General features: G+C 38.6%; 26 protein-coding genes and 1 pseudogene. 13 read left to right on the forward strand and 14 right to left on the reverse strand.

Translation table 11 applies throughout. From position 1 onward, the window contains the following. Positions 1-114 precede the first annotated feature (114 nt). Genes K2F26_RS19220 through K2F26_RS19230 form a run of 3 tightly spaced genes read left to right on the forward strand, consistent with a single transcriptional unit; the run spans position 115 to position 3650 of the window. Positions 115-1344 (forward strand): damage-control phosphatase ARMT1 family protein, encoded by a 1230-nt coding sequence (locus tag K2F26_RS19220; RefSeq protein WP_220609074.1) that lies wholly within the window; start codon positions 115-117, stop codon positions 1342-1344. Between the two features lie 33 nt (positions 1345-1377). Then, positions 1378-2946 (forward strand): metallophosphoesterase family protein, encoded by a 1569-nt coding sequence (locus K2F26_RS19225; RefSeq protein ID WP_220609075.1) that lies wholly within the window; start codon positions 1378-1380, stop codon positions 2944-2946. Next, positions 2910-3650 (forward strand): class I SAM-dependent methyltransferase, encoded by a 741-nt coding sequence (locus K2F26_RS19230; RefSeq protein ID WP_220609076.1) that lies wholly within the window; start codon positions 2910-2912, stop codon positions 3648-3650. The genes K2F26_RS19225 and K2F26_RS19230 overlap by 37 nt, the downstream gene beginning before the upstream one ends. A gap of 233 nt (positions 3651-3883) precedes the next feature. On the opposite strand, the gene K2F26_RS19235 is transcribed toward K2F26_RS19230, so the two are convergent. From K2F26_RS19235 to K2F26_RS19255, 5 genes are all read right to left on the reverse strand, one after another. After that, positions 3884-4165, reverse strand: coding sequence for a hypothetical protein (locus tag K2F26_RS19235; RefSeq protein WP_220609077.1), 282 nt, complete (start codon positions 4163-4165; stop codon positions 3884-3886). An 8-nt stretch (positions 4166-4173) separates the two neighbouring features. Continuing rightward, the gene (locus tag K2F26_RS19240) at positions 4174-4620 is read right to left on the reverse strand and encodes a VOC family protein (RefSeq protein ID WP_220609078.1); all 447 of its coding nucleotides are present in this window, start codon (positions 4618-4620) and stop codon (positions 4174-4176) included. 197 nt (positions 4621-4817) lie between these two features. Beyond that, positions 4818-6059 carry a bifunctional ornithine acetyltransferase/N-acetylglutamate synthase gene (argJ, locus tag K2F26_RS19245; RefSeq protein WP_220609079.1) on the reverse strand — a complete coding sequence of 414 codons (1242 nt, stop codon included), beginning with the start codon at positions 6057-6059 and terminating at the stop codon, positions 4818-4820. A 656-nt stretch (positions 6060-6715) separates the two neighbouring features. Then, a complete protein-coding gene (gatB, locus tag K2F26_RS19250) occupies positions 6716-8194 on the reverse strand; it encodes an Asp-tRNA(Asn)/Glu-tRNA(Gln) amidotransferase subunit GatB (protein ID WP_220609080.1) in 1479 nt (492 codons plus the stop codon). Between the two features lie 252 nt (positions 8195-8446). Continuing rightward, positions 8447-9463 carry a methyltransferase gene (locus K2F26_RS19255; protein WP_220609081.1) on the reverse strand — a complete coding sequence of 339 codons (1017 nt, stop codon included), beginning with the start codon at positions 9461-9463 and terminating at the stop codon, positions 8447-8449. Positions 9464-9876: 413 nt separating this feature from the next. Here K2F26_RS19255 and K2F26_RS19260 point away from each other — a divergent pair, with 413 nt between their 5' ends. Both K2F26_RS19260 and K2F26_RS19265 read left to right on the forward strand, forming a co-directional pair. After that, positions 9877-10746, forward strand: coding sequence for an ABC transporter permease (locus K2F26_RS19260; RefSeq protein WP_220609082.1), 870 nt, complete (start codon positions 9877-9879; stop codon positions 10744-10746). A 43-nt stretch (positions 10747-10789) separates the two neighbouring features. Beyond that, positions 10790-11185 (forward strand): hypothetical protein, encoded by a 396-nt coding sequence (locus tag K2F26_RS19265; protein ID WP_194051203.1) that lies wholly within the window; start codon positions 10790-10792, stop codon positions 11183-11185. A gap of 68 nt (positions 11186-11253) precedes the next feature. Here K2F26_RS19265 and K2F26_RS19270 read toward each other — a convergent pair whose 3' ends face one another. Then, entirely contained in the window at positions 11254-11691 is a 438-nt protein-coding gene (locus K2F26_RS19270; protein WP_220609083.1) for a peroxiredoxin, read from the reverse strand. Positions 11692-11828: 137 nt separating this feature from the next. Here K2F26_RS19270 and K2F26_RS19275 point away from each other — a divergent pair, with 137 nt between their 5' ends. The 4 genes from K2F26_RS19275 (at position 11829) to K2F26_RS19290 (ending at position 15105) form a co-directional block, all read left to right on the forward strand. Further along, the gene (locus K2F26_RS19275) at positions 11829-12233 is read left to right on the forward strand and encodes an Npun_F0494 family protein (RefSeq protein ID WP_194051200.1); all 405 of its coding nucleotides are present in this window, start codon (positions 11829-11831) and stop codon (positions 12231-12233) included. A 343-nt stretch (positions 12234-12576) separates the two neighbouring features. Further along, entirely contained in the window at positions 12577-14049 is a 1473-nt protein-coding gene (gene cobQ, locus K2F26_RS19280; RefSeq protein ID WP_220609084.1) for a cobyric acid synthase CobQ, read from the forward strand. Between the two features lie 92 nt (positions 14050-14141). After that, positions 14142-14381: a 2Fe-2S iron-sulfur cluster-binding protein gene (locus K2F26_RS19285; protein WP_220609085.1), complete on the forward strand. Its 240-nt coding sequence runs from the start codon at positions 14142-14144 to the stop codon at positions 14379-14381. Between the two features lie 520 nt (positions 14382-14901). Next, complete coding sequence (locus K2F26_RS19290) at positions 14902-15105, forward strand: hypothetical protein (RefSeq protein WP_220609086.1); 204 nt, start codon at positions 14902-14904, stop codon at positions 15103-15105. A gap of 71 nt (positions 15106-15176) precedes the next feature. On the opposite strand, the gene K2F26_RS19295 is transcribed toward K2F26_RS19290, so the two are convergent. The 4 genes from K2F26_RS19295 to K2F26_RS19310 form a co-directional block, all read right to left on the reverse strand. Further along, on the reverse strand, positions 15177-15626 hold the full coding sequence (locus K2F26_RS19295) for an SRPBCC family protein (RefSeq protein WP_220609087.1): 450 nt from the start codon (positions 15624-15626) through the stop codon (positions 15177-15179). A gap of 97 nt (positions 15627-15723) precedes the next feature. Beyond that, positions 15724-17175 (reverse strand): 9,9'-di-cis-zeta-carotene desaturase, encoded by a 1452-nt coding sequence (gene zds, locus K2F26_RS19300; protein WP_220609088.1) that lies wholly within the window; start codon positions 17173-17175, stop codon positions 15724-15726. A gap of 202 nt (positions 17176-17377) precedes the next feature. Beyond that, positions 17378-17551: a ribbon-helix-helix domain-containing protein gene (locus K2F26_RS19305; RefSeq protein WP_194051188.1), complete on the reverse strand. Its 174-nt coding sequence runs from the start codon at positions 17549-17551 to the stop codon at positions 17378-17380. Between the two features lie 609 nt (positions 17552-18160). Beyond that, positions 18161-19795 carry a DUF6930 domain-containing protein gene (locus K2F26_RS19310; RefSeq protein ID WP_220609089.1) on the reverse strand — a complete coding sequence of 545 codons (1635 nt, stop codon included), beginning with the start codon at positions 19793-19795 and terminating at the stop codon, positions 18161-18163. A 338-nt stretch (positions 19796-20133) separates the two neighbouring features. Between K2F26_RS19310 and K2F26_RS19315 the strand changes: the two genes are divergently transcribed. The 3 genes from K2F26_RS19315 to K2F26_RS19325 all read left to right on the forward strand — a co-directional run bounded on the left by K2F26_RS19315 (position 20134) and on the right by K2F26_RS19325 (position 21453). Beyond that, a complete protein-coding gene (locus tag K2F26_RS19315; protein WP_220609090.1) occupies positions 20134-20490 on the forward strand; it encodes an iron-sulfur cluster assembly accessory protein in 357 nt (118 codons plus the stop codon). A gap of 174 nt (positions 20491-20664) precedes the next feature. Next, positions 20665-21087: a tetratricopeptide repeat protein gene (locus K2F26_RS19320; protein ID WP_220609091.1), complete on the forward strand. Its 423-nt coding sequence runs from the start codon at positions 20665-20667 to the stop codon at positions 21085-21087. 114 nt (positions 21088-21201) lie between these two features. Then, the gene (locus tag K2F26_RS19325; protein ID WP_220609092.1) at positions 21202-21453 is read left to right on the forward strand and encodes a DUF8620 family protein; all 252 of its coding nucleotides are present in this window, start codon (positions 21202-21204) and stop codon (positions 21451-21453) included. 6 nt (positions 21454-21459) lie between these two features. Here K2F26_RS19325 and K2F26_RS19330 read toward each other — a convergent pair whose 3' ends face one another. The 4 genes from K2F26_RS19330 to K2F26_RS19345 form a co-directional block, all read right to left on the reverse strand. Beyond that, positions 21460-21882 carry a PIN-like domain-containing protein gene (locus K2F26_RS19330; RefSeq protein WP_220609093.1) on the reverse strand — a complete coding sequence of 141 codons (423 nt, stop codon included), beginning with the start codon at positions 21880-21882 and terminating at the stop codon, positions 21460-21462. Continuing rightward, positions 21879-22571 carry a DUF433 domain-containing protein gene (locus tag K2F26_RS19335; RefSeq protein ID WP_220609094.1) on the reverse strand — a complete coding sequence of 231 codons (693 nt, stop codon included), beginning with the start codon at positions 22569-22571 and terminating at the stop codon, positions 21879-21881. The genes K2F26_RS19330 and K2F26_RS19335 overlap by 4 nt, the downstream gene beginning before the upstream one ends. 195 nt (positions 22572-22766) lie before the next feature. Continuing rightward, a complete protein-coding gene (thyD, locus tag K2F26_RS19340; RefSeq protein WP_220609095.1) occupies positions 22767-23687 on the reverse strand; it encodes a thylakoid membrane protein ThyD in 921 nt (306 codons plus the stop codon). Between the two features lie 220 nt (positions 23688-23907). Next, positions 23908-24057, reverse strand: a complete 150-nt coding sequence (locus K2F26_RS19345) for a hypothetical protein (RefSeq protein ID WP_220609096.1) — start codon at positions 24055-24057, stop codon at positions 23908-23910. A gap of 883 nt (positions 24058-24940) precedes the next feature. On the opposite strand from K2F26_RS19345, the pseudogene K2F26_RS25490 reads away from it, so the two are divergent. After that, a pseudogene (locus K2F26_RS25490) lies at positions 24941-25141 on the forward strand (alpha-2-macroglobulin family protein); the annotation flags it as partial. Positions 25142-25192: the final 51 nt, after the last annotated feature.

Consider the following 25192-nt stretch of genomic DNA (forward strand, 5'->3'; position numbering starts at 1 on the left):
CCCTTCGCTTAACAAGGGGAGGGTTAGGGAGGGGTAAAAAATATTTGATACATCAATCATGACTTTTCAAACAACCTCTGAGAATGACTACAAAGTGAAAAATATATATTTATAATGAATAATTTTCAACTTCCTAATTTACCCTTACCATTACCGCTTTTAGGTTCTGAAGTTGGTTCTTTTACTGAGTTTACAGTAACTCAAAGAATGCCAAATATTGCACGTCGTGTCATTAAAGAAAATAAATTTCCCACTGAGATAAATCAAAGCTTGGAAAAATTAGCAGCAGAACTTCCCAACGGATATTTACAACATTTAAAAAATGACACAGGTGCAGATTTTCATAACTGGGAGAAATATTTAGAACCTTATATAAATCAACGTTGGGTAGATGTACCTTGGTTTTTTGCGGAAACTTATTTTTATCGTCTTATTCTCAATATTACTAATTACTTTCAACCAGGGAAATGGCAAGGTGTTGATCCATTTTTATCACAAAAAGAACAAGGTTTAGAAGCTTCCATTGATGCGATTATTTCTTTATGTACTCAAGTACAGCAATGGTTAAATGAATCAAAAAAAGCAGGTAAACCTAGTAAATCTTCTCTCATTGCTTTATTGTATTTCGCATTATGGGGAAATAGAGTTGATTTGAGTTTATGGTCTGCTTTTGAAGATAACAGAAGCAATTTTGATATTCAAACTCAATTAAATAATATTTTGATAGATGATTCATTTGCAGTTACTAAGCTATTAACTAAGTCAGAAAATAACCGCATTGATTTTGTCATTGATAATGCAGGTTTTGAGTTAATTTGTGATTTATGTTTAGTTGATTTTCTCTTAGGTAGTGGTTTTGCAAATCAGGTTTATTTACATTTGAAACCCCATCCCACTTTTGTCTCAGATGCAATGATTAAGGATGTCTATGCAACTAGAGATTTTTTAGCAGCAGGTAGCCATCCTGATGTTAAATCATTTGTGCAAAGATTAAGTAAAAATCTGGATTCAGGAAAATTGATTTTAACAGAAAATTATTTTTGGACTTCACCTTTACCATTTTGGCAAATTCCCCAATCACTGAAAGATGAACTAGGAAAATCGAATTTAATAGTTGTTAAAGGTGATGCTAATTATCGGCGGTTGTTAGGAGATGTACACTGGGATTATACTACAAATTTTGCCGATATAGTTGCTTATTTACCTGCACCGATGGTAGCTTTACGCACATTAAAATCAGAGGTTGCCGCAGGTCTGAAAGCAGAAGTTTTACAGGAATTAGCAACAGTAGACCCTAAGTGGTTGACAAATGGACAGTGGGGAGTAATTCAGTTGGTAAGTTAAGGTATTTAGTAGAGACGTTAGCTAATTTCAGCTATGAAATTGATTTCTGAACCATCAGTTCCGGTAAAAATCCAAAAAATGAACCAAAGGGTGCGATCGCAGCATCCCAGTATTCAGCAACGAGGAATTGACCAAACCTCGATGATTTTAGATGATAATGGCAGGGAGAAAAATCAAAATTTCTCCTTTATGGTCATCGGTGATAGCGGTACTAAGTCTCATTATGGTTCTCATCCTCAGCGTCAAGTTGCCGAAATGATGTTAAATCATAGTGATGATTGCCGTTTTATTTTGCATACTGGTGATGTTGTTTATGTGGTGGGTTCTCGTGAGTATTATCCGCCTAATTTTATTGAACCTTATCGGGAATTTTTGGTAGGTGGTGAAAACCCCGAAAATATTGCTTATGACCAAATGGTTTTTAAGTTGCCAATTTTGCCAGTTTTAGGTAATCATGACTATTATGATGTGCCTTTGGTTTATCGTTTAATCACTGGTTCGACTTTACCTTTACGGCGAATGTTGCGTTACAAAGATATTGAAATTGGTTGGCATGGTTCAAATCAAGGAGATGCTTATACAAGGGCTTTTATAGATTATTTAGCCGCTATTTCTCCCCATGAATTAGAATCTCATTTAGATAAATATTACACTGCCAAAAGTAATACGGGGCGATGTTTGCGTTATCAACCGGGAAATTTTACCCGTTTACCTAATAGGTATTATACTTTTAATTATGGGGGAATTGATTTTTTTGCCCTGGATTCTAATACTTTTAATACTCCAGAACCGTTACCAGAAAACCAAGCGGGAGATATTCGCAGGGAGTTGTTACAGCGTCGTCAAAAGTTGGAACAAGAAGAGTTAGAAATTTTGGCAGAATGTGATAAACTCAACTCTGAAAATCCCGAAGAATCAGAACAATTAGCTGATTTAGGTGCTAAGGTAGACCAACTCAACGAAGTCAAACTTGACATTGAAAAACAATTAGAAATTCACACCAGTGCAGATGTGGATTTTGAGCAACTTGACTGGTTAAAAGATAGATTAATTGCATCTTGGCAAAATTCAGAAGTGCGGGGACGGGTGATATTTTTCCATCATCCTCCCTATGTAACAGAAGCTACCAAATGGCATCAGGGACAAACCTTAGCTGTACGTCATCGGTTGCGGGGAGTTTTTGAGCAAGTTGCGGCTGCTTTAGGTAATATAAATCAAGGTAGACCGCTTGTGGATGTGGTTTTCAATGGCCACGCGCACTGTTTGGAATATCTGCGGACGGTGGATACAGGATATGCCGATTCACACATTAATTATATAGTTTGTGGTGGCAGTGGTCGCCGTCCCCGTCGGCAACGACAAGAAGGAACAGAATTAGTAGAAACTTTTACCGATGGTAATAGTAATTATACTCAGAAAGTCGCTGAGTCTCTGCTGTATGTGGGACGCAGTGGTTACGGTTTAGAAAGGAAAAAACCTTATTCCTGCTTGCGGGTTGATGTGAAAGACGGTTTTCCGGCTAAGTTTATTATTACACCATTAGTTACAGAGCAAGTAGAGGGAAAATGGTGCGATCGCCAATTAGAACCTATTGTCATTTAATACTCATTCTTTTTCTCGGTTGGGGAATATTACTAACTTTCTCCAACCTTCCCGCAGCAGCGTTACCCGTTTACGAACAGCGACAAAATCACAGTCCTGATGGTATCGGTAAATACTACATGGGTCGGGAAATTGCTCAAGTAATGGGTTATACAGGTGCTGGTTGGTTAGAAAGACCTAGCAGAGAAACAGAAGAAAAACCCAGTCAAATAGTCCCACTTCTCAACTTAAAACCTGATGATGTAGTTGCAGATATTGGTGCTGGTACGGGATATGTAAGCTTTTTAATAGCACCATTATTAACCCAAGGAAAGGTTTTAGCAGTTGATGTTCAACCGCAAATGTTGGAGATAATTGACTATTTTAAACAAGAGAAAAATATCCATAATGTAGAACCAATTTTAGCAACAGAAACTAACCCTAACTTACCACCAGAAAGCATAGATTTAGCAATCTTTGTAGATGCTTATCATGAGTTAGCATATCCCCAAGAAGTCATGACAGAAATTGTTAAAGCATTAAAACCAGGTGGGAGAGTCGTGTTAGTCGAATATCGGGGAGAAAACCCCTTTATTATGATTAAAGGTTTGCACAAAATGACACAGAAACAAGTGAAAAAAGAAATGCAAGCAGTGGGTTTAGTTTATCAAGAAACGAAAAATACATTACCGCAGCAGCATTTTCTGGTATTTGCTAAACCATGATTTTTTTATTTCACGCAGAGACGCAGAGTAACAGGGGAAGAACGCAAGAGTTTTGATATAATTAAAAAAAATCTCTCTCTTTTCTCTCTTTTCTCTCTTCTCTTTCTTCCCTTCGTTTCTTCGTGTCTTCGTGGTATGGCTAACGCCACGCTTCGCGAACGTTAAAAAGAAGTTTCTGAAAAATATAAATAATTTGTTGGGTTGCGCTGTCGCTTAACCCAACCTACTGTAACTTATAACATTTGCGGAATCAAACTAGCTTTTTTAGCTGCACTATCCCAAACTATCCAATTGATATTATCATCCAAATCAACTGCATTATTCGTAACTTTAAAATACAACTTTTCTCCTCCTTTTAATTCTACAGCAAAATCACCTTTTTGGGCATAAACAACAATTAAACCTCTATCCCGTAAACAATACATTGACCAATTTTTTAAAGATTGTTTATGGGGTTCATGGGGAATAGGTGGATTTGTAATGACATCGTTGATAAATTTTAAAACTTTTTCCATGTTTCTATTTAATGAGGATCACAACGAATTTCTATCATAAACCCATCGGGGTCATAAAAGTACACCCCTCTACCTGTAGGACGGGTAAGGGGTCCATAAGCTATGACTAAATTATTTTCCCTGATCACGGATACAGCTTGATCAAATAATTGGGGATCAATATCAAATGCTAAATGATATGCTCTAGTAAAGGATTTACTGGGGTCAGGGTCTGGTGGTAATAATTCTGGTTCTCCAAATAAGTCTAATATTGTTCCATCTGGGGTGATGAAATTAGCAACTTTTCCTTCAGCAACGAGTTGTTTTAATGTTTCGGGAACTTCTTCTCCTGTGAGTTCGTGTAATCCTAAAATATGTCCATAAAAATGGCGTGATGCTTGCATATCCGCAACGTTTAAAGCAATATGATGGATTTTGCGTAGGTAGCCGGTGGGAATATTTTGTTGATTATTCATGGGTTTTTAATTTATGGGTTTTTAATTTAGAGGTTGTTTCAAAAGTTTTTTATTGTCATCAATGACACTGATTGATCCCCCCAACCCCCAATGCCCAATCACCAGTCCCCAGTCCCCAGTTCCCAGTCCCCAGTTCCCAGTCCCCAATCACCAATCCCCAGTCACCTATCCTCACGAAAAGACTTTTCCAGCAAACTCTAAGTTGTATATTCGGCGTTAATTTTCACGTAGTCATAACTCAAATCACAACCCCAAGCTGTACCTGTTCCGTGGCCATGACCTACACTAACGGCAATTAATACTGTGTCTTCTTTGAGATAAGCACCTGCGGACGTTTGTTTCAAATAAGCATTAACAGCAGCTTTATCAAAAGGTAAAGGTTGCCCATTTTCCATGAGTACAAAATCGCCGATTTTAATTTTCAGGTTATCTTGTTCAAAGGGTACTCCTGCACGGCCAGCAGCACCGGCGATCCTTCCCCAGTTGGGATCTCGTCCAAAGATTGCAGATTTAACTAAGGATGATCCAGCAATGGTTTTGGCTATTTGTCGCGCTGCGGTTTCGTCGTTTGCACCACTGACTTGCACTTCTATTAAACAAGTTGCACCTTCTCCGTCACGGGCGATCGCCTTGGCTAAATGTTGGCACACTGCGGTTAACATTGCTTCTAATTTTTCCGCTTCTGGTCCGGGTTCGGTAATAGCAGGAGTACGAGATGCACCGTTAGCTAAGGCTATTAAACTATCATTGGTGCTGGTATCTCCATCAACTGTAATCGAATTAAAACTTCTATCAGCAGCCCGTGTTAACATTTGTTGCCATAATGTAGATGACACCGCTGCATCACAGGTAACAAAAGCTAACATGGTGGCCATATTAGGATGAATCATCCCCGAACCTTTAGCAATACCACCAATTCGCACCGGTCGGTCATGTATAGTTGTTTCTAAAGCAATGGATTTTGTGACTAAATCTGTGGTTATAATAGCTCCGGCAGCAGCATCCGATCCAGTTTCGGAAAGTTCTGCAACTAACTTAGGTATCCCATTTCGCAAAGCATCCATTTTAATTCTTTGACCTATTACCCCAGTGGAAGCGAGTAAAATTGATTCTGGGGAAATGTTCAACTCTTTCGCTAATAAGTCTGCACTTTCTAACGCATCTTTGACACCTTGACTTCCTGTAGCGGCGTTAGCTTGACCGGCATTACACAGTATAGCTCTAGTGGTATGCTTGCTTTGTAAACGTTGACGACAATAATCTACACAAGCGGCTTTCACATGACTTGTGGTAAATACACCAGCCGCGATCGCATCCACATCTGATAATATTAACGCTAAATCCGGCAATCCCGAAGGTTTCAAACCAGCTTTAATACCTGCTGCACGATATCCCCTTGCTGCTGTCACACCACCTGTAATTTCTTTCCAGTCTGCCATAATTTTGGATTTTAGATTTTAGATTTTGGATTGATGAAACCAATAGATCAGACGGTTTGCTACCATCAATAAACTATCAGTCAGTATTGAATTGATCTTTATTGTGAGTTTATCTGTAATCAGGTCTTACCAATCAAAAAATATCAGAAAACAAACCTACTTCCTCTCTCTGCGTTCTCTGCGTCCTCTGCGGTTCTTTTTTATAGATATAGCGTTTCCTAGTCTCATGAGGTACAAAATCATCTGCGTTTATCTGCGTCTATCTGCGTTCCATTATTATTGCTTGTACCTCACTTGAATGGGAATTACTATAAATATTGAATACTAAACAGATTAAAACCAAAATTACACTAACATAAAACTAAAACATATCTGTAGAAGCAAGAAATTCACATTCTTTTCAGCACTGTCACTTGTCACCTGTCACCTAGAATCAAACTAAAAAAGAGAGCCATTAACATAGCTCTCCAAATCATCAGGGTGCATCTACTTATCACAGTATAACATTTTTACCGTGAGGGGTGAAACCCCTTTTTGAGATTTTTTTGAGGAAATTTAACAAATAGGGAATAGGGAATAGGGAACAGGGAACAGGGAACAGGGAAGAAATTTATTGTTATTATCCTGAACTCCTGAACTCCTGAACTCCTAATATACTAATTTCCGTTCAGTTTCTTTTCGACTAACTCGTTAGTCAGTTTAGGTTCAGCACGTTTGTTGGTCTTTTTCAGCACTTGTCCCACAAAGAAACCTTTGAGGTTGGTTTTTCCTCCCCGGTATTGTTCTACTTGTTGCGGATTTGCCGCAATGATTTCATCTATTATTTGTCCTAAAACAGCCGGATCGCTGATTAATTCCTGACCTGCAAAGGCTTTTTCTGGTTCTAATTCGTTCAGTAAATCTACTAGCTTTTCTTTTGCTTGGGCGTTGCTAATCTTACCATTTTCAATTCTGGTAATTACATCTGCCAGACTTTCCGGTTTCAGTTTAATTTCGGAAATGGTGAGTTTTTGTTTGTTTAAGTAGGCTGCTATATCTTGGGTGATCCAGTTTGCAGCAGCTTTGGGATTTGCACCAGCGTTTATAGCACTTTCAAAGTATCCAGCGACAGAACTATCTTCTGTTAAAACCCTGGTATCATAGGCAGAAAGACCCAACTCGTTTTCATAACGATGGCGTTTTTGTGCAGGTAATTCTGGTAATTCGCTTTTCCAATTTTTTAACTGTGTATCAGAAACCTCAATAGGCGCTAAATCAGGTTCAGGAAAATAACGATAATCGCTAGAACCTTCTTTAACCCGCATACTGCTAGTACGTTGTGAACCTTCTTCCCAAAGTCGGGTTTCTTGAATTATTTTTTCCCCTGCTTCAATAGCGGCTATTTGACGCTCAATTTCATAGTCTATCGCTTTTTGAATGGCACTAAAGGAGTTCATATTTTTAATTTCCACCTTTGTACCAAACTTTTCTTGTCCTACAGGACGGACGGAAATATTCACATCACAACGCAGAGACCCTTCTTGCATATTGCCATCACTGACACCAAGATAACGCATAATGCGACGTAGTTCTTGGGCATATTCCGCAGCTTCTTGGCCTGTTCTCAGGTCTGGTTCAGAAACAATTTCCACCAAAGGGACACCAGCGCGGTTATAGTCTACCAGAGAATAACTAGAACCTGCTAGGCGATCGCTTCCTGCGTGTACAAGTTTTCCTGCATCCTCTTCCATGTGCAGACGAGTAATACCGATGCGTTTACGGGTGGGGTTTCCCGCATCATCTACCATTTCTATTTCTAACCAACCATGTTCAGCTATGGGTAAGTCATATTGAGAAATTTGATAGTTTTTCGGTAAATCAGGATAAAAATACTGTTTACGGTCAAATTTACTATATTTAGCGATTTGACAATTTAACGCTAAACCTGCTTTGACTGCATATTCTAGAACTTTGGCATTAAGTACGGGTAAAACTCCTGGTAAACCCATACACACCGGGTCAATATTGGTGTTGGGATCTGCACCAAAAGCGGTGGAACTGCTAGAAAAGATTTTGGTGTTTGTAGAAAGTTGACAATGGGTTTCTAAACCAATAATTGCTTCGTATTCTGTTTTTACGGGTGTAGCTGTGGTCATATTATCATTTTGATGATTTTGCTTTAGGGTACTATTTTAGCGTTGTCGGGAGTCGTGCTAAAGGATGAGATGAGGTTTAACTGAAAAATTTAGATTTGCAGATTGATGAAAGTTTCGTTTTATCTAACAATAGAAAATTATCCCAGACTTAATTTAATTGAACCGCAAAGACGAGCCAGTGCGTTGGGCGGCTCTGCCGACTTGTAGCAACTGGCGTGCAAAGTACACAAAGGTAAGAGATTTTTAGAGAGTTTATTTACAACCTTCAATGATACAAATATCATCAGCAGTACGAATAATCTGAGTTAATTTTAAACCAGCTTTCGTAAATAATTCGTGAAACTCTGCTGCTGTTCTTTCTTTACCACCAGGACACATCACCAACATATTCAAATCTAACATTTTTGCAGCACTAGGAATATTACCAGGTTCAACAATCATTTCTAAAACCAATATTTTACTATGCTCATCCATAGCATTTCGACAATTTTGCAGAATTTTAATTGCTCTTTCATCATCCCAGTCATGAACAATATGCTTTAAAAGATAAACATCTCCTCCTGATGGAACTGATTCAAAAAAACTACCACTCACAGGTTGACAACGACTAACTATATCATGTTTTTCTAATGTTGGTTGACAATGAGAAATTACATATTCTTCATCAAACAGAATACCTTGAAGATGGGGATATTGTTGTAAAAACTTACCTAACATTTCTCCATATCCTCCACCCACATCTACCAAGGTTTTAAAGGGGGAAAAATCATAAACATCGAGGATAGCTGTTTCCTCGACTAAAGAAAAAGAATTCATGCTTTGCTCAAAAATTTCAGCATCTTGAGGGTGGGATTTAAAATATTCAAATACACCCATCCCAAAATGATGATCAAATGCTGGTTTTCCGGTTTTCACACTATAAAACATTTTCCCCCAAGGTTGATAATGGGGTGCATCTCCTAGCATAATAGCAGTTGCTTTGACTGATTGCGGATGATCACTACATAAATATTCAGCTAAAGGAGTGAGGATAAAGTTTTGATTATCTGTTTCTTGAAAAATACCGATACTTGCTAAAGCCCTCATGAGACGATATAAAGCACTAGGATCACTTTTTGTACTTTCAGCTAATTCTTGACAGGTTTGCTCACCTTGTTGCAAAATATCAGCAATGCCTAATTTAGCAGCAGTGGAGATACCTTGAGCTACCCAATAACCGCTAATCATTTGTGTTAATTGAGTATGTAGGGAAAGTTGAGTTTCATTCATTTGCAGTTTACCACTATATTGATATTGGTTGGACGGTAATCAGTCAGAATCCAAAATAAACAATGTAGGTAAGAATTAAGTGACTTCTGATCCTAAATTCTTCCATTTAAATTATTTTGTTTTTGCACTGCTATCTATTATGAAACAAGATGAGAATTTTGCGGGTATTGATGTAATTAATTTTCATACTCTTCTTCTTTTAAGGCGTAACCACGTTGAGTAAATGGATATCCATAGCTAAATCCTCATCAATGTCAACATTATTTAACATCACTTTTTGATATAATGTAATATTAAGAATTATAAATATTATTGTCATTCTGGGCTAATTCCCAAGTGCAAAAATGTTTATAATTTGGACTCTTTAATTTTACACCCTGTATATCTACTGTATATCTAATCTGAAAATCCCTATGAAGACAGATATCAATTGGCTAAACTCACCAACCGTAGTTACAGAAACTACACCTAACTTCTTTGGTGAAATCGTCCAAGAAACCCTAGCTTTAACCCGTCGTCTATTTATTCAATTACAACGCCGTCCTTCTACTTTAGCAGCAGGGATTATTCAACCGGTGATGTGGTTGGTGTTGTTTGGTGCATTATTCCAAAATGCTCCCAAGGGTTTATTTGGTAGTACGACAAATTACGGACAATTTTTAGCGGCTGGTGTAATTGTATTTACCGCTTTTGCTGGGGCGTTGAATGCTGGTTTACCTGTGATGTTTGACAGGGAATTTGGCTTTTTAAACCGTTTACTGGTTGCACCTTTGGCTTCTCGTTTCTCAATTGTGTTTGCTTCTGCTATCTTTATTATTAGCCAAAGTTTACTGCAAGCGGCTGTAATTGTGGGTGCAGCGGCGTTTTTAGGTGCAGGTTTACCGGATGCGGCTGGTTTAGGTGCGATCGCTCTCATAGTATTTCTACTGGCTTTAGGTGTCACCGCTATTTCCCTGGGTTTAGCTTTTGCATTACCAGGACACATTGAATTGATAGCGGTAATTTTCGTTACTAACCTACCTTTATTATTTGCCAGCACAGCTTTAGCACCATTATCCTTTATGCCAGGATGGTTACAGGCGATCGCTACCCTCAACCCCCTCAGCTATGCTATTGAACCCATACGCTACTTATATCTAAACAGTAATTGGGGATTAAGTGATGTCGTCATGCACGCTTTCTGGGGTGATGTTACTTTTGGGGGAGCATTGTTAGTATTACTGGGATTTGCTGTAGTGGCTTTACTCAGCATTCAACCCCAACTACGCAAGACACTGGCTTAATATAGAAGCATGATTAAATTGGCAAAATGTGAGGGGAAATCTCATGAAAAAACCATTTTTACCAGTTCCAAAAATCTTAGTTGCCACTTTCGCAGGAATTAGTTTCGCTTCCTTCCTAGTAGCACAACCGAGTTTAGCTGATCCAAATCAACCTTTTGCTACTTTGGAGACTGATAAAAATAGCAATTCAATGTTCGGTAATGGTTCAGATTTCAATATGTTTAACCTGATTCATCAGGCAAATTTCGGCACTCTCAACTGGAATTCTGAACAACAAAATCAACAGCTAAATGACGCAGCAGCAGCGTTTAAAGCCAGACAACAAAAACTTCTGCAAAGTCAGCAACAACCAAACCCAAATTCACCAACTACTACTTCACCAAATACATCCGGTGAAAATGCAGCACCGTTGATGATTTTACCTGGTTCAGAGAAATAAATGAAAAGTCAAAACCTCAACTTCTCATCCTGGTTTGGTTTGAAGTTGAGGTTGTGAAAAATTATCAGTTACAAACCAAGTGCATTTAAAACATCACTAGCATGGGTAGTTGTGTTAACAGCACCATCAACATGAATGATTTTACCGTTAGGATCGATGACATAGGTAACGCGCTTGGCATAACCACCGCCATCAACATCGTAAGCTTTAATTAAGGCTTGATCAGTATCAGCCAATAAGGGGAAATTCAGATTATATTTAGCGGTGAATGCTTGATGGGAGGATTCATCATCAGCACTTACTCCCAAAACTACAACATCTTTACCTTGATATTCAGGTTGAGCATCCCGGAAACTACAAGCTTGTTTGGTACAACCTGGAGTGTCATCTTTGGGGTAAAAATACAGAACCACGGTTTTACCCGCAAAATCGGATAATGATACTGTATTGCCGTTTGTATCTTTGGTGGTAAATGCAGGTGCATCTGTACCAACTGCTAGTGCCATAATTAACCTTTCCTGTTTCAGAATATTGATGCTCTGGAAATTTTACAATAATTTACAATTGTTAGGGAATGGTGATTGGTGATTGGGTTGTTAACTTCCCCACCACCCTATGCCCTATGCCCTATGCCCTATGCCCTATGCGTACAATAAATTCCCCAAACATTAAACCTTTTGTATATACTCAGAAAACACTCCTAAGAGCCGAGCGATCGCTGATCTGTTCACCCTTCTATCTGAGTTTATGGAAAGCTATGCAAAGCCAAAGTATTGCCTTGGGTGCGATCGCTACAGAAAATGGCTTTAAGCAAGGTTATAGCAAACGCCCCTTATCAGAATTAGCCTGTGATAACGCTTTAGGTTGGTTAATCGAAGTGGGGATACTACGCAGAGAAGTCGATGGCCAGGGAATAACCGACGGTTTTCGCCTCACACCCCTGGGTTATCAGTTGGTAGAAAAATTCTTGGATACAGACTTACCTAGTCCATCATGGGGCGATCGCTTAAATGATGCCATTACTCGTTGGTTTCGACTACCTTTTTAGCGGAAAAAATTGACATCTTTAGATAAGCAAGTCAAAGTGAAAACTAGGTTAAGGGAACAATAAGCTCTAACCTAGTTTTTTAATCTGCTTTTTTCCAATTTAATGAGTAGATTAGCAGATTATCAATTGATAATTGACAATTGATAATTGACAATTGTTTCATTCAAGGCTTCCGGTTTAAAACCTCCCCTTTCAAGGGGCAAAAAAGCCAAAAATTCCGCTTTTTCAACCCTCTCCTTTCCAGAGAGAGGTAATTGTCAATTGTTCACTGTCAATTGTCCATTATTGAAAAACCTTTAACTCAAAAATTACAGTGACACTCAAAAAACAAACAAGTCAGTCTATGAAATCAATTATGGTAGTGGGAACAACATCCCACGCAGGGAAATCACTGATAACCACAGCTATTTGCCGCATTCTCTCACGGCGAGGCTGGCGAGTGGCTCCCTTTAAAGGTCAAAATATGGCTTTAAATGCTTATGTCACCGCCAATGGCGGAGAAATAGGCTACGCTCAAGCAGTGCAAGCTTGGTCTGCGGGAGTAACGCCTTTAGTGGAAATGAACCCCATTTTACTCAAACCCCAAGGGGATATGACTTCTCAAGTCATTCTTAAAGGTAAAGCGGTAGGTCAAGTTAGTGCTAGGGATTATTACGAGCAATATTTTGAACTCGGTTGGCGCACAATTCAGGAATCCCTAAAACAGCTAGAGACAGAATTTGATTTACTCGTTTGTGAGGGTGCGGGAAGTCCAGCAGAAATTAACCTCAAGCACCGCGATTTAACTAACATGAGGGTGGCAAAATATTTAAATGCACCGACTCTGTTAGTAGTTGATATTGACCGGGGAGGAGCTTTTGCTCATGTAATAGGAACATTAGAGTTATTAGAACCTGATGAACGAGCATTGGTGAAAGGGGTAGTAATTAATAAATTCCGAGGACAGCTTTCCATCCTTGAACCTGGAATTAAATGGTTAGAAGAACGGACTGGTATTCCCGTGGTTGGTGTCATACCTTATCTAGAACAGGTATTTCCAGCAGAAGATTCACTGGACTTGTTAGAGAGAAAATCTTATAAAAGTCAAGCTGAATTAAATATTGCTGTTATCCGCTTACCCAGAATTGCCAATTTTACCGACTTTGATCCATTGGAATCAGAACCAACAGTATCAGTAAAATACCTGAGTCATAAGCAAAATTTAGGACACCCTGATGCAGTAATTATTCCAGGGACAAAAACCACAATTGCCGACTTAATGCTATTACAAAAAAGTGGCATGGCGGAAGCAATTCAAAATTATGCTGCTTCTGGGGGAACGGTTTTAGGCATCTGTGGTGGTTTCCAAATGTTAGGACAAATGGTAGCTGACCCAGAAGGAGTAGAGGGGCAAGCCGGCAGATATCCAGGGTTAAATTTATTACCCATGAAAACTGTGATTACAGGACAGAAAATAGCCCGTCAGCGTCAGGTGACTTCTAATTATCCCCAGTTGGGTTTACCGGTGAATGGGTTTGAAATTCATCAAGGGCGATCGCGCATAGAACAACCAACAGATAAAACCGTATGTCAACCTTTATTTGACGATGTTAATTTAGGCTTAGTTGATAATTGTCAATCTGTTTGGGGTACTTATTTACATGGGCTTTTTGATAACGGTCCTTGGAGACGTGCATGGTTAAATCGTTTACGTCAACAAAGAGGTTTAAAATCTTTACCCACAGGTGTTGCTAATTATCGGGATCAGCGAGAACAGATTTTAGATTCTTTAGCTACCGAAGTAGAAACTCATTTAGATTTAACGCCTTTTTTGTAAGCAGTCAGCATTCAGCATTCAGCATTCAGCATTCAGCATTCAGCAAAAATCTGAATATCTACGTTTTTTCTGACATTAATTATCCATAAGCAATGACTATGAAGATCCGTTTTCTACCAGACAATGTTACCGTCAAGGCTGAAGTTGGAGAACCTTTATTAGATGTAGCAGATAGGGCAGGGGTATCAATTCCTACTGGTTGTTTAATGGGAACTTGTCACGCTTGCACTGTGGAATTAGATGACGGGGAAGTGATCCGCGCTTGTTTAACTCCTGTTCCTCCTGACAAAGAGGAATTAACCATACATCTTTTTAGTGATCCAACTTGGTAAGTTACAGCAGATTCCTTTGTTATGAGGTACAGTCTAATTTTCTTGGTTTTCGACTTTTGCCTTCTGTCTTGAAATAAAGTGTACCTCATTACACCGGGAAGTGCTGTATTTCTAATTGGAATAAGGACAGAGATTTTATCTTGCGTCTTTTACCAGATGATTGTTTACGTTACTATCAATTAGTCACCTAATTATTATCTCTATCAATTCAATTTCTATGAGTGAAAATGAGCTAATCCTTTTGATGTATAGCTCCATTTTACTATGTCTATAATTTCATTTTTATCCTGTAAATATTAGTCTAATTTATAATTTTTCTCTTGAATATCTTTTTTTATTTATCTGTTGACTTCTCCAGGTGGTGTTCATTCTTATTGCTTATTATTGAGAATAGGTTTTGATGACATTTTTGGTGATTTACTGTTTCTCAAATGCCTTTTTTCACTGTATATGTCTGTTTTTATGCTAACTTTGATTTTTCATCTCCGTAATTTCCCTCTGGGACAGTTTGGGGTGCGGAATGTGGGATAAAACTCAGGAATCACCTTGGTTTAGATATGGTGGAGAAATTTATAATAGTCAAAACGACTACCATTGTTGGATTGTTGGACCTGTAAATAAATGGAAAAATGATTATCTAGAAAAGGATTCTCTTTCACAAACAATGATGAAAAAATCTGAAGAAATTCTGATTTATAAACTTTCCAATTTATCGAACCTGTAAAAATTCCTTCCGCTTCTTCTTAAAACGAAATTAGCAGTAAATAAAAAACTTACTGCCAATTTTTCCCATCTCTATCCATCACCCTTCGCATTCAAAGCGTATTCCCTAAACCTCTCTAAATCCGCTTGAATCGTTGACTCTACCACTTTTCCCAAAAACAAATTATCCATCAACTTACCCAAAAAACCAGGAATAGCATAGGAAATAGTCATCTTCACAATACTACCACCTGCATGGCGATCATAAAAACGAATTGCCCCTTGATTGGGTAAACCATCCACAGATTCCCATTGAATAATTTGATGAGAAATAGTTTTAAGAATCCGAGATTTCCAGGTAAATTCTAAACCCCCTGTACTTAATTTCCATAAAGAAATTTCTGGATCATCGGGGGAAATTTTCACCGAATCAATCCATTTCATCCAGTTCGGCATTTGTTCTAAATCAGACCACAACCCCCATACTAATTCTATGGGAGCTTCTACTTCTACCTGTACGCTATGTTCTAACCAGTCAGCCATTAGATTTGTTTGATAATTGATAATTGATAATTGATAATTGGTGATTGGTAATTCGGAATAACCTTTACCCAGTCACCAGTCACCTGTCACCTGTCACCTAATTCTTCACACTTTCTAGAATGACTTTTGCAGCACGTCGTCCAGAAATTGTTGCACCTTCCATACTGTCAATATAATCCTGTTGGGTGTAACTTCCTGCTAAGAAAAAGTTAGGAATTGGTGTTTTTTGATCCGGTCTATAAACGTCCATTCCTGGCGCTTCTCTGTATAAAGATTGAGCTAGTTTAACTACACTGTACCAAGTCATGTTTAATTCTCTGGATGAGGGGAATAATTCATGGACTTGTTTTAAAACGTGCTGGGCGATCGCCTCGTTGCTTTCTTTAATAAACGGATCTCCCGGTGTCAACACCAGTTGCAACAATGAACCCTCCCCAGGACGATAATAATCTGCGGGACTGGTTAAAGCCAAATCCGCAAAACAAGAAAAATCAGCATCTGCTGTATATAACAAATTATCCAACCCCGCAGCATGATTTAACTGTTTCCGTTTTTCTGCATCTTGTAGTTCTGTCACCCAACCATCAAACCTTAACTGTACTGTAGCTACAGGTACAGCATCTAATTTATAAATGTTGTCAAATTCAGACCATTTTCGCCATGCTTGGGGTAAAACTCTCTGAATCCCTGGTACATCACAGGCGCAAACATAAGCATCAGCCGTGATAACTTCCTCTGTATCACCTTGGGCAACTACTATACCTGTCACCTTGGTTTCTGCTTCCCCAAGAACATTAGATTCAGTAAATTGAATTTCCCGCACCTGTCTACGGGTATAGATTTTTGTGCCTCTGGCTTCTAAATATTCAATAATTGGTTTATGTAAATATTCATGGGGTGAACCTTCCAGCATTCGCAAAATAGACGCTTCTGTTCTCACTGCAAAAAACTGGAAGATTGTCAACATACAACGGGCGGAAATATGATCACAGTCAATAAAGCCTAAAGCGTAGGCGATAGGATTCCACATCCGTTTGATGCTGCCTTTACTACCTCCGTGACTATAGAACCAGTCAGAAAAACTGATTTTGTCTAAATCGCGGATGGTTTTCATTGCGCCTTCAAAGTCTACCAAACCCCGGACAATGGGGCTAGTTCCCAGAGCGATCGCATTTTGCAGTTTATCCAGTGCTGAAAGTTGGGAAGTGGTGAAAAATGCCTTTAAGCCATTAAAAGGCGCACCGGTGATAAAACGAAAATCTAAAGCCCCAGTGCGTCCTCCTTTATTGATAAAAGTGTGGGTATGTTCTTTCAGGCGTAAATTATTCCCTGCTCCCACCTTTTCCATCAACTCAAACAGATTGTAGTAGCAGCCAAAAAATACATGCAACCCCATTTCTATGTGGTTGCCATCGCCATCCACCCAACTGCCGACCTTTCCGCCTACAAACGGGCGAGATTCAAAGATTTGTACCTCACAACCCGCATCAGCTAAATCTACCGCAGTAGCCAACCCAGCTAATCCTGCTCCTACAATTGCAACACGCATTCCCAAGTTCCTTTATTGCTTACGCCAAGCTGCGCTATAAGTTTCTTTACAAATTCTAACTGGGTTGGTGTCGGAATAGGTAATGGGTAATGGGGACTGGGGACTGGTGACTGGGAAGAAAGCAGGGGGAGCAGGGGAGGCAGGGGAGGCAGGGGAGGAAAAGATTTTTACCAATGCCCAATGCCCAATGCCCAATGCCTCATTAAACATTACTCTTACTATCTTCAGAAAGAGGTAAACTTCTAATCAACTCACGAATCACATCAGTAGCGGGTCTACCAGTCTGTTGACAATATTTTTCTAATTTTTCCGCTTCCTGAGTTGCTAGGTTGACGGTTATGCGTTTAACAGCCCATTTTTTATTAGTCATTATCATGCAACTTGCTATGTGTTAACGGTTGTCAAAATGAATCCAAAAGTAAAAGGAAAAAATGATACTATCAGAGATTTCCTCAAATAAACAGGAAGATCATAAAATATAACTAAAAATTCGTCGTCAAGAATATAGATAAACTAAACGAACCAAGTTGATCTTTTTAACAACAAATTATGCAGCAATTATGATAAGACTTCATTGTAGAAAACCACAGATCAAACCAAAATAATTGAACTCAGTGTGGATTTGATGACTAGGGTCTGATGACTATCTGTGGCAACTACATAGGGGTTGCTGAATAAGGACTTATCCTAAAATATTACACAGTTAGCGTAATTGTAGAGATTTTGGGAACGCCAATACAACTCATCTATCTGTTGATAGAATTGATGAGTTTTTTTGATGATGTGACGTTCAACTAATTTCATGTATATTCCCTAAATGTGAGCATATTCTACCATTTATGAGTATATTTGGCTAGAAATTCCATGAATATTTACAACACTTGTTCAAGGTTTAAATCATGCTGGTATTCCTCCTCACTCATAAAACTCCTAAAACTCCTCGATCTCCTGACTCCTCGATCTCCTTGACCTCCTACATAGAGCATTATTCAAATTCCAGTTGGGGCATAAGTTGGAGAGTACCAATACCTAAATCTTGAGCAGAGAGCGATCGCGCTTCAAACAAAGCCATCATATCTTTTAACCCTGGATTACCACGAGCAGCACCTGTCAATCCCTTAGCAATGATCAAACCGCAATATCCATTAGTTTGCTGACACCGCTGATTCCATTTTTTCTTGGCTTCAACGTGAGTGGGATCATCCTCTGAAAATTCCCCAAACAGGAACAGATCCCCATTTTCTGTTTGTAACAAACCTAAATCATATCGTTCACCGTCTAAGGGATTAGCACCTGGATTAAAGCATATAGCTTTCAATCCTCCAGCAGCTTGAATATTTTCAATCACCGTTTTAGCTTTGGGGCGGGAAGTTTGAATTAAAATCACGGGTAAGCCATCACCGACTGGTTGAATTTCTTGTCCTGCATGATAATTCACTTCCTGACGTAGAGAATTTAACATCTCCCAAGAAATTACTCCTAAACTCAAAAATGAATCTTCTGGGATCAAATCATCCCGCAATGTGCGAACCTCGGTATCCTCATCCCACTCATCCAACTCATCTTCATTTGAAAGATCAAACCCTGCCATTTCCTCTAACTCTGCTGCCAATTCTGGCATAGTCGAAACAGTGACAGAAACTGATTTAGTTGTTTCATCGGGATGGGGCAGAGAAATGCGATAGCGTCGATTGATGGGGGGGAAGTCTTCTTCGTATAATTTATGACGATAATCACGGATAAAACGGATAAAACTTTCTAGTGCCACAAATACTACAAGTGCTTCTTCCTCATATAAAATCGAGCGTAATCCTTCTAAGGGGTGAATATTACCAAAAGTAGGTTCAATTTCCGATAGGGGTAAATCCGCTAAATCTTCATCTTCATCTTCATCCACTTGATCAAAGGTGAGAAATAAGCAATCTTGCTTTAAGAAAGCTGCTTCTAAACCTTGCTCTGATTCTTCATCTTCTAAAATATCTGCACGGAACCGCTTGAGAGATTCTTCTGAACGATATAACAAAACACCATACTCCATCCCCAGCATTCCCATGACTGAGACATAGAGTGTCCCCACATCCCATTTATTTATTTCTATAGACAAGATTTGCTGTTCTTCCAGAAAATCCCAAGGTGCTGCTTCCCAAACTGCAAAAGCCTTTTCATTCAGAATTTTTGCATATTGTGGAGGTAAATTAGGAATTTGACTATCAACTATATCCGCAAAAGAGCGAAATAGTTCATCAATTAAAGGTAATTCTGGTGCGTAGTCAATAGCAATATCCAAATCTTGCAAAACTCCCCGCAGGTAAAATTGAATTTCCCTGTCTTTGACCACAATTCTTTGAGGTCGAGCAGGTTTAGCGGGACTGTGGGGATGCTCCATTGCTCGCATTAAGGTGCGAACTATTGCTTCTGGTCCAAGGTCGGGAGATACCATATCCATACCTCTAACAATACCTTGAGAGCCATCCACCCAAAGGATACATTCCCCTTGGGACTCTTGGGAATCTCTGGATGACACTGGTGATGACAACGGACGGCGATCGCCCTCCCATATAGAAGGAATTTGGGTTAATTTCTTCAACCGACGACTGGTAGAGCGATTAAAACTTGTCATAGAATAAGTTAATCAAAAAAAGCAATTTGCAAGTCAAATGTGGGGAATGGCTAAAATTCGGCTCAAGTTTTCTGTTAATTAACCCTGCTGTACCTGAAGAGTGATTGCTACTCAGACTGCTTGTGGCTGAAACTCGAACAAGACCCCATCTCTAAATACACCGAACTTCTCAATTTTAGAATAAAAATCCTTAGCTGCTGTTGACAAAGTGTTGAGATTTTAGCGTCTTCACCTCACCAAGGCCGCTAAAATAGAACAAAAATCAAAAAATCAGCCTCCAGGCTATCAACGGCATATACCAGTTAATATTTAGACTAATTAAGGAGTGTAAACAGCAGATGACACAAGCAACCCAAACTCAAGAACGCGGTATTATGCTCAGTGAAGCAGCATTGCGTCAAGTAAAATCTCTCCAAGCTAAACAAGGTCAAGATTTATGTTTACGGGTTGGAGTTCGTCAAGGTGGTTGTTCTGGGATGTCTTACATGATGGATTTTGAGGATATCAGCAAGATCACTCCCCAGGATGACGTTTTTGATTATGACGGCTTTAAAATTGTTTGCGATCGCAAGAGTTTATTATATCTCTATGGTTTGATGCTCGATTACAGTGATGCCATGATTGGTGGTGGTTTTCAATTTACCAACCCCAACGCTTCCCAAACTTGCGGTTGTGGTAAATCCTTCGGAGTGTAAGATAGTCAATGGTCAGTTGACTGGTGACAGGTTACAGGTGACAGGTTACAGTAAGAAGGCAAGAGGCAAAAGTTTATTCTTACCAATTATCAATTACCCATTACCCATTACCCATGACCCATTACCATACGACTGACCAATGACAAATAACTAATGACTAACGACAAATAACAAATGACGATTACAGTTGAAGAATTATTTGATACAGGTTTACAACGCTACAAAGACGGTGAATCAGCAGCAACCCTCATCCCTGTATTTAAAGAAGTATGCGATCGCTCTCCTAGAGCTAGTTCAGCTTGGATTTGCTTATCTTGGTTATATCTTCTAGAAGGTAAAGCACAGTTAGCCTATAAAGCTGCCAGCAAAGCCGTAAAAATTAATCCCCAAGATCCACAAGGTCGAATTAATCTCGCTGTAGCCATGTTAGAAACCGGTCAGAAAGGTTTGCGAGAACATATCGACATAGCAAAACAATTGATTTTTGTCAATCAAGAATGGGAAGAAGAAGTAAAAAACAGCATTGAAGACGGTTTAACTAGAAAACTCGATTGGCAAAGTTTGGCTAAAGTCAAAAAATGGCTGTTTGAAGAATAATAGGTGACTGGTAATTGGTAATTGGTAATTGGTAAATCTCTTACTGTCACCAGTCCCCAGTCACCTATTCCCTATTCCCTGTTCCCTATTCCCTGTTCTCTGTTCCCTTTAATTATGAAAGATAAAATATTAAATTGGATAAACACAATATTAGTTGCTGATTTTTTCCTAGTAATTTTAGGATTTGGTTGGTTTGCTGTCGCTGTTGTCGGTGATGCTTCAGGAATTAACTTAGGTTTAGATTTATGGCATAAATTATGGCAACCCTTATTTAACCCAGCCATTGGTCTTTTAATGGGAGGGGCGTTAATTAGTGGTATTAGTGGTTGGGTGTCTAAGAAATTTGGTAAAAATGAGTTAAGATAAAAACTACTAAATTTCTGCTAATAACATCTGACTGTCTTTCCAAGGATTTATCTTACCATCACGAGAAATTTTCGCAATAAATGGAGCAGGATGCTTGCGAACAAACTTTTCCATTTTGTCAATTGCTTTAATAAAAATTTCTGCCATTTCTTCGCCTTTTAAACCTTGGGAAGTCAAAATAAACATTTTTATTTGAGCGCGAGCAACAGCAATTCTTTCTAACTTGTTTCTACTGATTCTAACATCTTTAGTCAAAACAACCCAACCTCTTTTACCTATCTCTGGTAGCCAGTCTACATCTTGAGTTCCTTGTCCAAAATGTTCATCGTGAATTTCCACTAAAATACCTGCATTGCGTAGTTTTTCGGGAACAGTTCCTGTACCTAAACATCTATCAATAAAAAAGGTAATTGACTCAGGTGTGGTCATGCAACAACAGGTAATTCACAGCGAATAGCTTCTTCAATTTTCAGGCGATCGCACTTATAATCAAAGGCAAGATCCTCAATTGATTCACCAGCCTTTAATCGTTCAGCTAAAACCGTAGTAGGTATTCCTGTGTCAGCAATTACAAGACGACCAAAAGCAATTCTGGGATCAATGACAACAATGCGTGGGTTATCTTCTTCTTGAGAATAAGTAAATGGAAAAAGTTTAATAGCAAGTCCATTCTTGTCAAACTCAATGCGTTGAAAATGAGTATTAAAAGCATTTTTCAAATATGTTCGCCAATATTCTGAGGCATTATTAATCAGAGAACTATATTTTTCTATAAATAAGTCAACTCCATGAGATTGGAATTTTTCATGAGCTAACGGGTGTGATACTTGAAACTGAGCCTCAAGTTCATCAAGAGCAATTCTTACTTTATCGCGTTGCATTTGGTGGTGTTTACGAATAGCTCTAAGAACATGAATTTCAACGAGGTTGATAAATGAAAGGAGTTTTGGTTTAATATCTTGAGTTACAATTAGTTGTTTGGAGAATTGAGAACCATTTGATATTGGTGCTATCCAAGATCGAATAGTACCTGCTGGTATACGTAGGTATTTAGCTGCATCGCTAATAGAATAGGCAGGAATATATCTAGGATCAACTTCTCCATAAAGGTTTTTCATAAACTTACCTACCAGAGATGTTCTTGTTTATTATTTATATCATGTTTGGGATATCAATAATATCAGTTAGCTCAGGGAATAGGGAATAGGGAATAGGGAATAGTAATTTAATCACCAATTACCAATTACCAATTACCAATTACCAATTACCAATTACCAATTACCAATTACCAATTACCCATTACCCATTACCAATTATTTCAAAATTTGCGTCAATGCTAACTGCAAATTAGGATATTGATAGCTAAAACCTGATGCTTGAGTGCGTTGAGGTAAAACCTTTTGTCCTTCTAAAACCACAACCGCCCCATCACCCAAAAGAGCTTCTAAAGCAAAACCAGGAACAGGCAACCAAGAAGGACGATTCATCACCTGTCCCATTGTATTACTTAACTCGCTCATCCGCACAGGATTGGGAGCAGTGGCATTGTATACACCTTGCATTTTGGGCTGGGTTAAAGCTTGGATAATTAAGTTCACAATATCGTCTATGTGAATCCACGAAAACCACTGACGACCGCTACCAATGGGACCACCTGCAAATAGTTTGAAGGGAGTAATCATTTTCCCTAAAGCGCCACCGTGACCTAAAACAATGCCAAAGCGCAAAATTACCAAACGCACACCAGCGTCAGTTACCTTTCGTGCTTCCGCTTCCCACTCTTGACAAACTTGAGCTAAAAAATCTTGACCTGAAGGACTATTTTCTTCAAAACTGGCGGTTTCGCTAGTTCCATAATAACCAATAGCCGAAGCGTTGACCAATACCGATGGTTTAGGGTTAGCCGTAGCTATAGCTTCCACAACTTTTTGTGTACCGAGTTTGCGGCTGTTGAGAATAGCTTGCTTACGTTCTGGTGTCCAACGTTCCTCAGCAATGGGTTCTCCTGCCAAATTTACCACACCATCACAACCAGCCACTGCATCTTGCCAAGCACCAGATACACCTGGTGTATAAGCCCTAATTTCTACATTGGGGAAAGCTTCAGAAGGAAAAACCTGATGGGCAGAATTGGTATTTCGACTTAACACCAATACTCTATTACCTTCATCCTGTAGACGTTTTACTAAACGACTACCGACAAAACCTGTTGCTCCCGTGATTGCTACTTTCATTGTTAACTTAAACTCAAGCACATTGTACAGTCTTTACTGTTAACTTAATTTAACAATTTTTCCGCCTGTACTGTCTTGTTGTTTAGTTAATTTCTTTTCTGTCACCTGTATTTTGCAAATTATACCAGGTGAAAAAATGATGGCGACAGATTAAAAGCTTATCTAGCAAGCCTTCAACAATCTAAAATCCAAAATCCGAAATCCAAAATCCAAAATCTTATTAACTGGCGTGTTCCCAGTCACTGAGTAATTCACGTTGCTGTTTTTTGGCGTTGTTTTTACGGACTGGCACTTTAGGAGCGCCAATATCAACACGAATAAAAGACTGTTTTGCCTTTTTAGCAGATTTGTTTTCTGGTGCGTTTGTCATTGTCCGATACCTTGGATAAAAACTTCAGTCCTAATTTATAACATCACTTTTTTTTAGACACATTCCGGAAGAAAGATTTTATTTTTTGGCAAAATTGTTTAATGATAATAAACTTGAGAAATGGTGGGTTTAATTACAGAAAAACCTGGTCTTATAGGGTTTTTATCTCCTACCAAAACTTGAAAATTGATTTGGCTAGAAAGCTTACTAATTCTAGGTTACAGTCTACAATTACCAGAGTGTAAATGCCAAAAAATCTCATTATTTAAAAATCTCATTATTTGATTTTGTGTTTGATGGTGAAGATAACCTTTGCCTATTCAGCTACGACTCTACAGGCTGATGAGAATTTATTGTAACTTTAAATGCTAATTTTTATTGCGTTTCTGCACCAGGATAGATCAGAAATAAATCTCCATCACGGGGAGATAAAATTCTTAACTGATCAGATACAAAATTTGATGTTGGCTGTTTTGCTAACCATTCATCATACACAGACGATAAATGGAAATCAGTAGAATTTTCGTAAGCAATTTTATCTTTTAGTGAAAAATCTTCCTGAAATACTGAATTACATCAGGTGTAGTTTGAAGCTAAATGTTGACCGGGAATTTTAGATTTTAGATTTTAGATTTTAGATTTTAGATTAAAAACATTTGGTACAAGCCCCGTCCTTCAGGACGGAAAAATACTCGCTGCGCTGCGTACGCTTCGCTAACGTAAATCCCAAATCCAAAATTTTCAAGCTCCACACTTTAGGGTGGAGTCAATCCAAAATCCAAAATCGGTTGACACAGATGGGTAATTGCACAAACCCTCTTGGTGGTGAAAAGTCTGCGGGGGGCTGATTTTCATATAGATGTAACATAATAAGATTACATGAGGATATAAAAATATTTATAAAGATCGGATTATTTCTTATGCAGATCATTTGGAAACTAGATTTTATAGTTTACATTATTTAGTTCGTTCTGTGACTCTGAAAACATTTCTTTGGACTGGTGCAAAAGCATATCTGCCATATACACCAGAAGAGTTTGGACGCAGTGCGGATTCGATTTTGATTTTGGAAGAAAGCAAGTAAACAAAAAGATCCCGGACTTTTTAAAGAAGTCGGGGATCTCTGCAATTATGA

The sequence above is a fragment of the Sphaerospermopsis torques-reginae ITEP-024 genome (assembly GCF_019598945.1).
Classification (GTDB): domain Bacteria; phylum Cyanobacteriota; class Cyanobacteriia; order Cyanobacteriales; family Nostocaceae; genus Sphaerospermopsis.